The sequence below is a fragment of the Hymenobacter puniceus genome, assembly GCF_014333525.1.
Taxonomy (GTDB): Bacteria; Bacteroidota; Bacteroidia; order Cytophagales; family Hymenobacteraceae; genus Hymenobacter.
In genome coordinates this window covers 561,449-575,315 of sequence record NZ_JACSCX010000002.1, presented here as the reverse complement: position 1 = coordinate 575,315, position 13,867 = coordinate 561,449, and the positions used below count along the sequence as shown (strand labels likewise).

Here is a 13,867-nt window from a genome sequence, read left to right as displayed (position 1 = left end):
GGACTAGCCGCTAGTTTTGAAACTAGTTTTAGACTCGCTCATTAAATAAATAAAAGCCCGTCGGAGTATCCGACGGGCTTTTCTATGCTACTATTTTAAAGCTAGTTCTTCGTCTCTTTTGGAGAGGGGGCTAGGGGGTGAGGTTGGCTACCGCGCCTGGCGCTGGCGCTCCACGATGCTACGGCCCAGCGTGATTTCGTCGGCGTATTCCAGCTCGCCGCCCATGGGAATGCCGCGGGCAATGGTGCTGATGTGTACGCCCTCGAAGTCGCGGAGCTTGCGCGAGAGGTAGAAGGCCGTGGTGTCGCCTTCCATGGTGGGGCTGATGGCCAGAATCACTTCCTTGATTTCCGACTCCGGCCCGCCCATGCGCGCCACGAGGCTGTCGATCTGCAGGTCGCTGGGGCCCACGCCTTCGATGGGCGAAATGACGCCGCCCAGCACGTGGTAGGTGCCCTTATACTGGCCGGTATTCTCGATGGCAATGACGTCGCGGATGTCCGACACCACGCACACCGTGCTATGGTCGCGGAGCTGGTTGGCGCAGATGGCGCACTCCGGCGTGTCGGAAATGTTGTGGCAGGTGTCGCAGTAGCGGATTTCGAAGCGCATTTTGGCCAAGGCCTCGGCCAGGGTGGCCGTGGTATCGGCTTCGGCCTTGAGCAGGTGCAAGGCCAGCCGCAGGGCCGTCTTTTTGCCTACTCCGGGTAGCTTCGACAGTTCGCCGACAGCGTTTTCTATCAGCTTAGAAGGAAACTCCATGTATACTTGGTTGTTGGCTGTCCGTTGCTTGTCTCAGGCAGTGCATTCGACTCTAGAATGGCACTGACAACCAACAGCTAGCAACTGACAACTAAATCAAAGGATATCCGCCGAAATACCCCGGTCGTGAAGGGCGGTGCACATGGCGGCCAGCTCCTCGTAGGCGCCGTGCTTGACGGTGCATTGGCCTTTGTAGTGAATGAGGAGCGTGCACTGCTCGGCCTGCTCGGGCTGGTGGCCGCACACGTCCATCAGGGTTTTGATGACGTGGTCGAAGGTGTTGACGTCGTCGTTGTACACGATTAGGTCGCGCACATCGGTGGTTTCTTCCAGGAGCAGTACGTCTTCGTCGTACTCGATTAACGGCTTGCTGTTCATGGCGCAAAAATACGGAAAAACGGGCAGATAACCGGACTGCAGACACGTCACCCGGCCTGCTATAACCGATTCAGGGCCTGAATCGTTTCCGCATTTTGCCGGAATCGGCAGCAGGGCCGGCCGGCGCGGTGGCCGCAGGCAGACCGGCGCGGGGGCTCCGGGAAATCCGCCGTAATTTTCCGCTTTCCTACCCTCCTACCCTTCTCTCCGCATGCGTACATTTCCTTTGCGCCGGCTGCTGCTGGCGCTCCTGTTGGTGGCAGCGCAGCTGCCGGCGCTACAGGCCCAGCAGAAGCGCCTGACCATGGCCGACGCCTTCCTCAACCGCAACCTGCAGCCCGAAAATCTGCGCCAACTTTCCTGGATTCCGGGCTCGAAAGACGAATACAGCTACGTGCGCACCACCAACGGCCAGGACGAGCTGGTGCGCGGCAGCAACGGCACTGCCACCGCCATTTTCTCGCTGGCCGAGCTGGGCCAGGCACTGCAGGCAGCCGGCGCCCCGACCGTAAAAGCCACGGCGTTTCCGACCGTCACGTGGGTGAGCCCGCAACAGGCGCTGCTGACGCGGGCCAACAAAGTGTACCGCGTGAATGTGGCCAGCAAGCAGGCCACGGCCCTGTTCGGCTACGACCAGGCCGCTGAAAACGTGGAAATGGACCCCACCAACACGCGGGTGGCTTTCACCAAAGACCAGAACCTGTACGTTTCGCTGGCGGGCCGCGAAAACGAGGCCGTGACCCAGGAAACCAACCCGGCTATCGTGAATGGGCAGGCCGCGCACCGCTCGGAGTTCGGCATTACGAAGGGCACGTTCTGGAGCCCCACCGGCAATCGGCTGGCCTACTACCGCATGGACCAGACCATGGTAACGGACTACCCATTGGTGGATATTTCGGCCACGCCGGCGCAAGCAAAGCCGTTCAAATACCCAATGGCCGGCGACAAAAGCCACGAGGTGACGGTGGGCGTCTACGACCTGAACACCCGCAAAACGGTGTTTCTGCAAACCGGTGAGCCCAAGGAACATTACCTGACCAACATCAGCTGGAGCCCCGATGAGAAAAGCCTCTACGTTGCCGTGCTCAACCGCGGCCAGAACCAGATGCATCTGCGGCAATATGACGCCACCACTGGCGCTTTCGTGAAAACGCTCTTCGAGGAGAAGTCGGACAAGGATTTCGTGGAGCCGCTGCACCCGCTGGAGTTCGTACCCGGCCACTCCGACCAGTTTTTGTGGCGCAGTCAGCGCGACGGCTACGAGCATCTGTACCTCTACAGCACCAGCGGCAAGCTACTGCGCCAGCTCACGCAGGGCCCGTGGCAGGTGACGGACGTGCTGGGCTTCGCCGACAACAACCGCGAAGTAGTGTTCCAGAGCACGGCGGCCAGCCCGCTGCAGCGGCGGGTGTACGCCGTGAAGCTCGGCGGCGGCAAGCCGCGCGAAATCACGCGGGAAACCGGCACGCACACGGCCACGCTGAGCCCCTCGGGCAAACAGCTGCTCGACGTGTTCAGCAGCACCACTACGCCCCGTATTATCCGCACGGTGAGTGTGGCCGACAGCAAAACCACCCAAACGCTGCTCACAGCCCCGAATCCTGTGGCCGAGTACCAGCTAGGCGAAACGAAGATGGTAACGCTGAAAGCCGCCGACGGCCAGACCGACCTTTACGGCCGCCTCATTACGCCGCCCAACTTCGACCCGGCCAAGAAATACCCGACCGTGGTGTACCTCTACGGCGGCCCGCACGTGCAGCTCGTCACGGACTCGTGGCTGGGCGGTTCCAACCTCTGGATGCAGCTGATGGCGCAAAAAGGCTACGTGGTGTTCACCGTGGATTCGCGCGGCTCCGGCAACCGGGGCTCGGCCTTCGAGCGGGCCACGTTCCGGCAGCTGGGCACCGTGGAAATGCAGGACCAACTCAAGGGCGTCGACTACCTCAAAAGCTTGCCTTATGTAGACGCGGCGCGCATCGGCATCCACGGCTGGAGCTTCGGCGGCTTCATGACCACCACGCTGATGACGCGCAGCCCCGGCACGTTTAAGGTGGGCGTGGGCGGCGGGCCGGTCGTCGACTGGCGCCTGTACGAAATCATGTACACGGAGCGCTACATGGACACGCCCCAGGAAAACCCCGACGGCTACGCCCAGGCCAACCTGCTCAACTACGTAGATAAGCTGCAGGGCAAGCTGCTGCTCATCCACGGCACCATCGACGACGTAGTAGTGTGGCAGCACAGCCTCGACTACCTGAAAGCCGCTGTGGATAAAGGCGTGCAGCTCGACTACTTCGTTTACCCCGGCCACCCGCACAACGTGAGCGGCAAAGACCGGGTCCACCTCTACCAGAAAATCACCGATTACTTCGACGACAAGCTGTAGTCACTTTGCCGACAGCAGCCAAAAAAGCGCCTTCTGCTAGCAGAAGGCGCTTTTTTGGCTATGGCTATGGTTACCACGTTTAGCGCTGTTTGATCTGCCGGGTTATTGTGTCGTCGGTAATCTTATCATCGTCCATCAGCAGCAAAGCTTTGCTGAGGATGATGGACAGCACGGCGTCGCCTTCGAAGGGCAGGAATACGCCGGCGGTGCTGGCGGTTTTCACGGACCGGTCGGGCACGATGCACAGGTACTGGTCGTTGGGCGTCATCAGGATGTTGCCTGAGCCCAGGTGGATTTTATAGGTCCGCAGCTTGCCCTGCACCTCCAGGAAATTGCCCTTTATTTCGCTCACCTTCCCGATTTTCAGGCGCGGTACCAGCCGTTCCAGGGCCAGTTTGCGGTTTTTGGCCACTTCGCCCAGCTCGCCGAAGCTGTAGCTTTCCCAGTAGTTGCGGTACTGCACCAAGCCGCCGTTGTCGCGCCAGAGCGGGTCGTTGCCTACCGAGGCCACCCCCACAAACAAATCCACGTCGCGCATCACTTCCGAAAATACCAGCAGCGGCACCTCGGGCAGTGGCACTTGCCCGTGGTCTGTCACGAAGCGTACCTGGTCGGTGCTGACGTAGTTCCAGATGCCGGTCTCGTTGTACGCGTCGTCGGCGTTGACCTCACTCACCCAGAACTGCGCCTGCAAGCCGTGCGCGGGCAGCTCCAGCGTGGTAGAGTCCGACTCGTAGCCCTTATCATAAGCCCCCATCAGGCGGTAGGTCCAGCCGCGGCCCCGCGCCAGAGCACTGAACTGGTGCTGGCGCAGCACGTGCGCCGCCATCCGGTTGGAGTAGACATTGGTGCGCTCCTCAGGCGGCGTAAGCAGATACACCTCACGGTACGCCTGCTTGAAAGGCTGCCGCAGTTCAATCGAATCGAGCAGAGCACGCCAGGCCAGCACCTCATCGGTGGCCGCCAACACCGGATGCCAGAGTTGCACCGAATCGTCGTCGGTAAGCGCTGGCACCGCCTCGCCCTGCACAGTCCGCCAGGCGTCGTTTTGCCACAAAACGTCGTGGTGAGAGCTGTCGGGGTGATGGATGCGCCAGATGAGCGGCCGCGCCAGTTCGCTCACTACGCCGTGCTCCAGGTAGTAGCGCCGAAACCGGGGCCACCCGATACGGCGGCCCGTGATATAGCTCCGGTCGAGTCGGTCGCGCTGGGTGGTGTAGGTGTGCTGCACCTGCGTTTGGGTGAGCTTCAACGTCCGCAGCTCATCGGCGTGGGTGTTTTTCAGAGCCGCTGGGGTTGATTTCAGTGGTTTGCCGGCTTTGCTCCACTGCAGCTCGGCCTTGTTGCCGGCCAGCGCCAGCACGGCCTGGTAGTCGCCGAAGGTATACTCCGCCCGGCCGTCTACCAGTCCGAAATCGGGCACGGCCATGTCTTCCAGCTCGGCCGGCGTCATGCCCAGCTCCAGCGCCGCTTTTTCCAGATAGCGCCCAATCAGGGCTTGGGTGTTGGGCTGCTTCACGGCCGTGTGCAGGCGCGACAACTGCGCCACGCCCGGCAGGCCGCCCTGCGCCAGCGCCCACACGCCCGCATTGCCGAGGCTGGGTGCCAGCTGCCCCTTGCCAGGTATTTTGCGGTAGCACTTGGCGGCCAGCTCACTCACGAAATGCAGCATGCTGGTATTCAGCAACGGCACGCAGGTCCAGAGCAGTCCTTTCACAGCCTCCTGGTTGGTCTGGCTCAGAAAATGCCACTCGGTATAGGTGTAGGAGTGGCCACCGTAGTTGTTGGTGCGGGTGAGTTCCTGCACGGGCAGCTTGGCTAAGGAACTCAGCCACACTTCATAGTGCTTAGCTACGGCCTCCTCGCCTACCGCTGCTACGGCCGTTGCCGCCTCTTTCTGGAACTTGGCGGTTGGCTGGCCGCCACTGGCTTTCGGCCACAGCTGAAGCAGGCGCAGCCACGCGGCGGCCTCAGGGCCGGAACCTAGGCCGCGCACAAACTCATTCAGCGCTACCCCAAACGCATCATCGGCGGCAAATACCACCGTTGGCAGCTCTTGCACCCCGCTCAGCCGCATAATATCCTGTATTTTGCCACGCAGCTTCACCACCCCGGTATCAGTGGTATGGGCAGCAGAGGTGGCCAGCAATTCGCGCAGGTAAGTTAGCAGCTCCTCGGCCAGCGGCTCCTTTTTGGCCTGCTTTTCCAGATGGCTCAGCGTCAGAAGCACCGGAAACATAGCAAGTGCTTGAGCAGGCTTCCGGTCTGGATGTTTGCCTGACGCATCAAACCCGTAAGTATGCAACAACTGTATCCAGGCGGCTGGAGCTAACTCCAGCGTGGTGCGCAGCAGTGCCTGCAATAGCGCACTCAACTGATTGCGGGTTTGGTAATCGATGCTCACATTCTGCATTACCTCCGCGGTAGCCTGCGCCAGGCGGCCCTTGTAGGCGGCATCCTGCATTTTCAGCGTCTGATACGCTTCGATTTCCGACAGCTTCAAATCCCAGTAGCCTATCTCACGCGTCTGCAGCTCCGTCAGGTAGCTTAGCAGAAACGGCTGCATTTCAATAGCTTCGGGACTGGTGCCACTCAGTAGCTTGGTAAAGGATTTTTTTTCTTTGGTATCCATAGAAGACGTAGGTTCAGTGCTGCCTGGTGTCCACAGGCGGGACAGCCAATCGGTCAGAGAAAAGGGCATATCACCCTCCTACCAGAGGCGTGAGCTTGATAAAGCTGGCCGTGGCGCCCGCGCCCAGCCATACTTCCTCGTCCAGCGTTTCCACCTGCCGGTCGTTTACCAGCACGAAGTAGCCATTTTGCTGAAAGCCCTCCAGCGCCCGATACAGCTGTTCTTCGGCATCAATGGGCTTGGGCTGGCGCAGCCGAAAGCCGTTAAGCACCTGCTCCGAAGCGGTGGGCTGCACCAGCCCATTGAATACGCCCGACTGCCGAGAATTGTAGGCTTCCACTTCCTGCTGCACGCGTTGGGCAATTAATTCGCGCACGGTGAGGGTTTCCTGCGTTATTTCCAGCTCCAGCCGGTTGAGGATGCTGCCGGTAGCGGTTTCATCCTGGATGGTAAGTAAGGCCATAGAAAAGAGGGTTTGCTAACAGAGTTGAATATACTAATAAATTTAGCAATCAGCAAAAATAAATCCGCCATTTTTGCCAAATTCATCCGGCAAACGTACCCCATTTTTACTTTCTCCCACCGACCCCTCCTTTCCCAGCAATGCCCGTTCCGTCTGCCGAATTCAAGCGCGCCCTCAAGAAGCTGTCCGACAAGGAAAAGGAAGCGCTATTGCTACGGGCCGCCCGCCGCGACGCCGAGCTCTACGACACGCTGTGCTACGAGCTGCTGCCCGACGTAACTACCGAAACCGTGTTCGAGCAGGCCTCCGACCAGATTCACGAGCTGTTTGCGGTGGGCGCTACCGGCCGGCTGCTCAACCGCAGCCTCACCAAAGCGCTAGGCAAAGCCACCAAGGAAGTGGCCCGCGCCCGCCGCATTACCAAAGACAAACGCCTGGAAGTGGATTTGAACCTCTACACGCTACGCCACATCTTCGACAACTATACCGGCCAGTTTGAGAGCATGTACGCCGGCTTCTACACCGGCACGGCCCGGCTGGCGGCCCGCACGGCCCAGCTGGTGCTCAACAACCTGCACGAAGACCTGTGGCTGGAGTACAAAGCCGAAATCGACGACTTTCTGCAGCAGCTGCACGCCCGCGCCAAAAGCCGCAGCCTCAAGTTCGAGCTGCTCCGCGAGCTGCTGCTGCCGGAATAGGCTGGCGGTATCGGAATAACTGGTTACTTGCCGGAAAATATCCGTCCTATGCCCTTATTCCGCTACCTGCCGGCCCTGCTGCTCGGCGCCTTATTTTCCTGCTCTTCCAACAGCTCTGGTGACGGCCCGAACCCAAACGGCACAGCGGCCAAGGCCGCGCCCGATACGGCCGCCGTGCGCAAAGCCGCCCAGCAGTACCGCGTGCATTATAACTCGCCCGTCAGCCTCGACAGCACCGATTATTACTACCAGCCCGTTTCGGTGGTAGCGCAGGACAACAACCGTACCACCCGGCTTCTGGAAAGCAGCTCCTATTACGACGGCGAAAGCAGCTCCTCCAACCGGATTCTGGGCACTTGCTACAACGTGCTGTTTCTGCGCAAATCCACCGCGCAGGCCGAGCAGGCGTTGCTGCCGCACGGCCGCTTCGTTATCACCGAAATAGACGACGACAAAAAGCCCGACAGCCGCTGGCCCTACCTGTTCTACATTATGCTAAAGGCTGATACCAACGCCGACGGCCACCAGGATCAGGAAGATGCCAGCGCCCTGTTCGTATCTGACCGGGGAGGGCAACGGCTGCGGCAGCTCACTCCTGACGGCACCCGCCTGGAAAGCCGCCTGATTCTGCCCGACACCAACCTGCTGCTGGTGGAAGTGCGCCCCGACACCAACCACGACCGGGAATACACCAACGCCGACGGCACCTACTGGCTACGCTTCGATTTGCGCAACCTGGCCGTGGCTCCGGTGCGGCAGCCCACTGCCGCCCTTGCCGCCGCCTTGCAGCAGCAGATGCTGGAGCGCCAGAGCCGCCAGCAGTAGCCCCCGAATCCACAAAAAAAGCCCCTCCGGCTACTGCCAGAGGGGCTTTTCAACTGAATGCCAGATCATCCATTCAACGGCATTCAGCCTGGGGCATTATTGCTTGGCAATAACGTTGAAGCTCAGCGTGAAGTCATCCATGATGGCCTTGTCGCCGATGCTCTCGAAGAACGACTTGGAGCCGTACTTGATGTCGAATTTGGTGCGGTCGATGGTAGCAACGCCGGTGGCCGAAGCAACACCGCCTTTCACGCCAACCTTAGCGGGGAAGCTGATGCTCTGCGTGATGCCTTTGATGGTCAGGTCGCCGGTGATGGTGGCGTTGTTGCCGGCAGCGTCGCCTTTCAGGGCCGCTACTTTCGTGATTTTGAACGTTGAGGTGGCGTTCTTGTCAATGCTGAAGAAGTCCTCGGAGCGCAGGTGGCCCACCAGTTTGCCGTTGTATTCGGCTTCCTTGATGTCCTCTACTTTCAGCGAGTTCATATCAACCGTGAACGTGCCGCCCACAATCTGAGTGCCGCGCACCAGCACGTTGCCATCCTTGAACTGAATGGTGCCGTTGTGCTGGCCGGTTACTTTTTTACCTACCCAGCCCAGCGTGCTCAGCTGCGGCTGCAGCTTGTACGACTTATCGGCAGCTTTGCTGGTGCGGGCAGCAGCGGCAGCCGTGGCAGGGTTGCCGGCATAAGCCGGAGCAGCCAGCAGCGAAACAGCAATAAGAGCGGGCAAAAGGAGCTTTTTCATGGTCTTGAAAAAAAAGAAAAGATGTGGTTAGTAAGCGGAAGAAACGAGACGATTAGTCCCGGATTTTATCGAGTAAAGCGCTAAGCTGCGTGGCTTCGGCTTCGGTGAGGTTGTGCATGCCAATCGGCTGCTGCTCCATCACCTGGTCCATGCGCTGCAGCAGTTCCAGGCCAGACTCGGTGATGCGGATATCCACGGCACGGCGGTTGCTGGGGCACACAGTGCGCGTCACGAGGGCCTTGCTTTCCAGCTTGTCGACGATACGGGAAGCGTTGCTGGTTTTGTCCAGCATGCGCTCAATCAGTAGATTAACGGTAGCCGGCTTAGGATGCTGACCGCGCAGAATGCGTAGAATGTTGAACTGCGGCATAGTAATGCCAAATACTTTGAAATTCGCCGCCTGCCGCTGCCCCAGCCAGCCAGCCGTGAATATCACGTTGATCTGGGCTTTCTGGTGTGCATCGCGGAAAACTGGCTGCTTGATTTCGTCCTCAATTTTCATGGCCGGCATTCGCTGCGGGGAAATGGTGTTGCAAATATATGTACATACATCTTATGTAGCAACATTTGTTCCCCTGAATTATTTTTTCTTTTTATCCGACTGGTCGTTCCAGCCTTTTGGCGAATGCTTCCGTAAGCAGAAATCTTCCCCCATTCCAAGCACTCAACTGTATGAAAAATCTTGTTTTTTTGGCAGCTACGGCTGCTTTGCTGGTGGCAGCACCATATTGCGGCACCGCCCAAACGAAAACCGCGCCGAAAGCTGCCGGCACCACCAGTAGTTCCGACCAGTATGTCATGCAGAATGCAGAAGTGATGCTGCGGCAAGGCTCGCGCCTGATGCCCCTCACCAAAAACGTGGTGCTGGCCAACGGCACGAAGGTAAATTATAAGAGCGGTATTGTGGAATTCACGACGGGCAAGAAAACTACGCTGGGCGAAGGCGACTACGTAACTGCCGCCGGCGACATCGTATTTGCCACGCCCGCCAGCGCCGCCGCCGCCCGCGGCGACAACTCGGTACCGGCTAACGCGCAGTACACCACGTACGTGCAGAAAGGCGCAACTCCTACTGCGCCCACCACCACCAGCGTCACGGCCGTTGGCACTCCCAACGACCTGACGTCGCTGCTGACGCGCAAAGTGCAGCTGCTGACCGAGAAGATCAACTTGATGACGCCCAACCCAGCCAACCAGGCGGCCATCAACAGCCTCAACCAGCAGTTGCAGGCCCTGGACGCCCAGATTGGCCGTTAGTAATCGGCGGCAGCCTTAGCCTTCACACAAAAAACCGCACCTAGCTGAAGCTGGGCGCGGTTTTTTATTTAGCTGTTCGGTCAACCAACAGGCAGCGCGGCCGGCAGCTCCGCCAGCGGGTAAAGCTGCCCGGCCTGCTCCTGCACCAAGCCAAACGGCTCGTCGCGGATGATGAGCAACCCGTCCAGGTCGCAGATGCCGGCCAGCCCGCTCAGCTGTAGCGCCGACCAGATGCCCAGCGACGTTTCCACCATGCAGCCCATCATGGTGTGTAGGCCGTGGGCCTGGGTTTCGCGCAGAATGCGGATGCCGTTGCGGTAGCCACCGGCCTTCATCAGCTTCATGTTCACGCCGTGAAACTGCCGGGCAATATCTCCAAAGTCAGCCGCATCCGTCACCGATTCGTCGGCGAAAAGCGGCCAGGGCGTGCGGCCGTGCAGGTAGCGGTAGGCAGCCTCTTCGGCGGCGGGCATGGGCTGCTCCAGCAGGCGCACGCGCAGGCCGGGGAGCGTGGCAGCCTGCTCTACGAATTGCAGTAGCGCATCCGGGTCGGTCCAGGCTTCGTTGCCGTCGATGATGAGCGGCCGGCCGGGCAAAACCTTCGTCACCTCGCGCAGCAGTTCGTAGCCCATTTCCTGGTTCACCTTGATTTTGAGCAGCGCGAACCGGGCCATATCCTGTTCGTGCAGAAACCCCGCCACGGCGCCAGGCTCCATAATGGGCAGCGTGAAGGCCGTGGGCACCGCCGCCGCTGGTGCCGGCACGCCCAGCCACTGCCACACCGGCCGCCCGGCCCGCGCCGCCGCCCAGTGCACCACCGCCGACTCCAAGGCAAACCGCAGCGCATGCGCCACCGGCTGACCAGCCAGAAACTCGTGTAGCGCCGCCTCGGAGTTTACCCGATTCAGGCCCGCTGCCAGCAGCGCCGCAAATTCTGCCTGCAGGCCGGCCGGAGTTTCGCCGTAGCGCACGTTGGGGGCCGCTTCGCCGTATCCGGTGGGGCCGCTGGCTTCGTCGCGCAGCTGCACCAGCAGGTTGGTTTTGGCGGTGGAAGCGTTGCGGGAGATTTTCCAGGTGAACCGCAGCGGCAGTTCGAGGGCGGTAAGCGACCAAGTAGGCATAGATTGGAATAGGTTGTTGGTTGCCAGTTGTCGGTTGTTAGCTCCCTCGTTTTTATTGGGTTAAAAACAATTCAATTGTGAGTAGAGAGGTAAAAACCGCCACCCGACAACCAAAAACTGACAACTTAAAAACTCATCAATCGGGCGGCAATAACCGAAAACCAGAAACTAGAAACCAGAAACTACCTTTGCTGCTGTTCCCTTGCCCCCCACTTTCCTCCTTTTGCCGCCGCGCATGAAGTTTTCGCGACTCCTTCCTCTCGTTCTGTTGCTGGCCGTAGTGGCCGTGCTCCTCACTGTGCTGGCCACCTATAATACGGGCGGTATCAGTCCTGGCGTGGCCCAGGCGGCCCGCTGGCTGTTCCTGGCCGCCTTCGTGGCCTATGGCGTGCAGCGCCGCTCCCTCACGTTCTGGATTGTGGTGAGCATGTTCGTGGGCGCTGAAATCGGCAACGACTATCCGGCCTTCGCCGTCAATCTCAAGGTGCTCAGCGACGCCTTCCTGCGGCTGGTGAAAACCATTATTGCGCCGCTGGTATTCGGCACGCTGGTGGTAGGCATTGCCGGCCACGCCAACCTCAAGCAGGTAGGCAAAATGGGCCTCAAGGCGCTGGTGTACTTTGAAATCGTAACCACCTTCGCGCTGTTCATCGGTCTGGCTGCCATCAACCTCACCAAGGCCGGTGTGGGCATCAGCCAGGCCGGCGTGGCCGCCGATACCGAGAAGCTGCAAGCCGTGGAGCAGTCCACGTCCGATATTATCCTGCACATCTTTCCCGAAAACATTGCCAAATCCATTGCCGAAGGCCAAGTGCTGCAGGTGGTGGTGTTTGCCATCATCTTCGCTATCGGGCTGGCTATGGTACACCAAAAGCACCGCCGCCCCATGCTGGAGTGGGCCGAAAGTTTGTCGGAGGTGATGTTCAAATTCACCAACGTGGTGATGTTCTTCGCGCCGCTGGGCGTGGGCGGCGCGCTGGCCTACACGGTTGGCAAAATGGGCTTTGCGCCCCTGCTGAACGCTTTCCAGCTGCTTTTGACGCTGTACGCCGCGCTGGCAGTGTTCCTGCTGGTGATACTACTGCCCATTGCCTTTATAGCCCGTATTCCGGTGAAGCGCTTTGTGCAGGCCATTGCCGAGCCCGTGAGCATTGCCTTTGCCACTACGTCGTCGGAAGCGGCCCTGCCGCGGGCGATGGAAGCCATGGAAAGCATTGGGGTGCCGCGCCGCATTGTGGCCTTCGTGATGCCAACCGGCTACTCGTTCAACCTCGATGGCACCACGCTGTACCTGTCGCTGGCGGCGGTATTTGTGGCGCAGGCCGCCGGCATCGACCTGTCGTTTGGGCAGCAGCTGATTATGGTGTTTACCCTGATGCTGACCTCGAAGGGCGTGGCCGGCGTGCCGCGCGCCTCGCTCGTGATTCTGCTGGCCACGGTGGCTTCGTTCAACCTGCCGGCCTGGCCGGTGTTCATCATTCTGGGCATCGATGCGCTGATGGACATGGCCCGCACCGCCGTCAACGTCATCGGCAACTGCTTGGCTACGGCCGTGGTGGCTCGGTGGGAAGGCGAATTCATTGATAACTACGTAGCACCGGACCCGGTGTTGGACTTGGCTGAAACCGATAGCAGCCTGGCGCAGCACGGTTAGTCGCTGGTAGGCACCTTTTTTTCAGCACTTCAAGTAAAGCCCCAATTCAAGTATGATTTGGGGCTTTACGTTTTTTCAAATAAATATTATCAGAGCAATATATTTTCATTTTTAAGTTATATTAGTAGTCCTATTTCGCCTGAACTCTATTCCCTAATTTCAGGGTTCTGACATACGAAACCAGAAACGTTCAACTGCATGATTTCACTTCTCCGCTTCTCGTTGTTGCTGTTGTTTGCTGCCACCACACTGGCCGGATGCAAATCTGCTGATCGGGTGATGTTCCAGACCCCCAGCCACCGGCTCAGCAGCCAGCTTCCCCCGCTTGAAGTCACCGTGGACAATGGCCCGATGGCTCTCACCGAAGGTGCTTTGCCTGAAGATCCGCTGCGGGTGTTTCGGCAGGAAGTGGGCCAGAACCTGATGGAAGCCGCCGACAGCAGCCGCTACGGCTACGTGAAGCTGCTGGTAAAGCAGGCCGACGTAACGCGCACCGGTCGGTTTTTTCAGGGAGTGCAGATTCTGACCATGATGGTGCCCAGCCTGCTGGGCTTACCGGTAGAGTACTACCGAACCACCGTGCAGGCCGAAGTACAAATTCTGAACGCTCGGAACGAAGTCATTGGGACCTATACCGGTGCAGGCCGCTCGAAGGTGCGTGTAGCTATGTACCATGGGTACTCGCAAACCACTGCCCCCCGGCTGGCCGATATCCAAGGACTCCGCCTGGCCCTCGACCAGATCCGGCCCCAGCTGGAGGCCAATGCTGATACATTGCGGCAACAGTTGCTTAGTGCGGGTCCATTGCAGGAAGACGCCATTGACACCAGCACTTCCAGCGGGCAGTGAGCTGTTAAGCAGTGAGTTGTTGCGCTAAACCCTAGACTTGGTACGCCCGCATTAGTTTGTTGCAGAACCGCGCCAGTGCATAACTGGTGCGGTTTTTT

Annotated in this window: 13 protein-coding genes; 6 read left to right on the top strand and 7 right to left on the bottom strand. The window is 59.5% G+C overall.

The genetic code is table 11. The features are described 5' to 3' along the window. Positions 1-147 precede the first annotated feature (147 nt). Together recR and H8B14_RS07560 are read right to left on the bottom strand one after the other, a co-directional pair. Positions 148-762 carry a recombination mediator RecR gene (recR, locus tag H8B14_RS07565; protein ID WP_187315005.1) on the bottom strand — a complete coding sequence of 205 codons (615 nt, stop codon included), beginning with the start codon at positions 760-762 and terminating at the stop codon, positions 148-150. A gap of 96 nt (positions 763-858) precedes the next feature. Further along, complete coding sequence (locus H8B14_RS07560; protein ID WP_044013626.1) at positions 859-1,140, bottom strand: ATP-dependent Clp protease adaptor ClpS; 282 nt, start codon at positions 1,138-1,140, stop codon at positions 859-861. 211 nt (positions 1,141-1,351) lie between these two features. On the opposite strand from H8B14_RS07560, the gene H8B14_RS07555 reads away from it, so the two are divergent. After that, complete coding sequence (locus H8B14_RS07555) at positions 1,352-3,526, top strand: S9 family peptidase (RefSeq protein WP_187315004.1); 2,175 nt, start codon at positions 1,352-1,354, stop codon at positions 3,524-3,526. 79 nt (positions 3,527-3,605) lie between these two features. Here the strand turns inward: H8B14_RS07555 and H8B14_RS07550 are convergent, their stop codons facing one another. Together H8B14_RS07550 and H8B14_RS07545 are read right to left on the bottom strand one after the other, a co-directional pair. After that, complete coding sequence (locus tag H8B14_RS07550) at positions 3,606-6,158, bottom strand: DUF4132 domain-containing protein (RefSeq protein WP_187315003.1); 2,553 nt, start codon at positions 6,156-6,158, stop codon at positions 3,606-3,608. 70 nt (positions 6,159-6,228) lie between these two features. Then, complete coding sequence (locus tag H8B14_RS07545) at positions 6,229-6,621, bottom strand: hypothetical protein (RefSeq protein WP_187315002.1); 393 nt, start codon at positions 6,619-6,621, stop codon at positions 6,229-6,231. 140 nt (positions 6,622-6,761) lie between these two features. Between H8B14_RS07545 and H8B14_RS07540 the strand changes: the two genes are divergently transcribed. Further along, complete coding sequence (locus H8B14_RS07540) at positions 6,762-7,319, top strand: hypothetical protein (protein ID WP_187315001.1); 558 nt, start codon at positions 6,762-6,764, stop codon at positions 7,317-7,319. Positions 7,320-7,367: 48 nt separating this feature from the next. Beyond that, positions 7,368-8,144 (top strand): hypothetical protein, encoded by a 777-nt coding sequence (locus H8B14_RS07535; protein ID WP_187315000.1) that lies wholly within the window; start codon positions 7,368-7,370, stop codon positions 8,142-8,144. Positions 8,145-8,240: 96 nt separating this feature from the next. Here H8B14_RS07535 and H8B14_RS07530 read toward each other — a convergent pair whose 3' ends face one another. Both H8B14_RS07530 and H8B14_RS07525 read right to left on the bottom strand, forming a co-directional pair. After that, positions 8,241-8,888, bottom strand: coding sequence for a YceI family protein (locus tag H8B14_RS07530; RefSeq protein WP_187314999.1), 648 nt, complete (start codon positions 8,886-8,888; stop codon positions 8,241-8,243). A 52-nt stretch (positions 8,889-8,940) separates the two neighbouring features. After that, on the bottom strand, positions 8,941-9,399 hold the full coding sequence (locus H8B14_RS07525; protein WP_315984812.1) for a MarR family winged helix-turn-helix transcriptional regulator: 459 nt from the start codon (positions 9,397-9,399) through the stop codon (positions 8,941-8,943). Positions 9,400-9,560: 161 nt separating this feature from the next. Here H8B14_RS07525 and H8B14_RS07520 point away from each other — a divergent pair, with 161 nt between their 5' ends. After that, positions 9,561-10,145, top strand: coding sequence for a DUF6799 domain-containing protein (locus tag H8B14_RS07520; RefSeq protein ID WP_187314998.1), 585 nt, complete (start codon positions 9,561-9,563; stop codon positions 10,143-10,145). Between the two features lie 80 nt (positions 10,146-10,225). Here H8B14_RS07520 and H8B14_RS07515 read toward each other — a convergent pair whose 3' ends face one another. After that, the gene (locus H8B14_RS07515; protein WP_187314997.1) at positions 10,226-11,266 is read right to left on the bottom strand and encodes an enolase C-terminal domain-like protein; all 1,041 of its coding nucleotides are present in this window, start codon (positions 11,264-11,266) and stop codon (positions 10,226-10,228) included. A 235-nt stretch (positions 11,267-11,501) separates the two neighbouring features. Here H8B14_RS07515 and H8B14_RS07510 point away from each other — a divergent pair, with 235 nt between their 5' ends. Both H8B14_RS07510 and H8B14_RS07505 read left to right on the top strand, forming a co-directional pair. Further along, positions 11,502-12,920, top strand: a complete 1,419-nt coding sequence (locus tag H8B14_RS07510) for a dicarboxylate/amino acid:cation symporter (protein ID WP_187314996.1) — start codon at positions 11,502-11,504, stop codon at positions 12,918-12,920. Positions 12,921-13,118: 198 nt separating this feature from the next. Then, the gene (locus H8B14_RS07505) at positions 13,119-13,769 is read left to right on the top strand and encodes a hypothetical protein (protein ID WP_187314995.1); all 651 of its coding nucleotides are present in this window, start codon (positions 13,119-13,121) and stop codon (positions 13,767-13,769) included. The last annotated feature ends 98 nt before the right edge of the window (positions 13,770-13,867 follow it).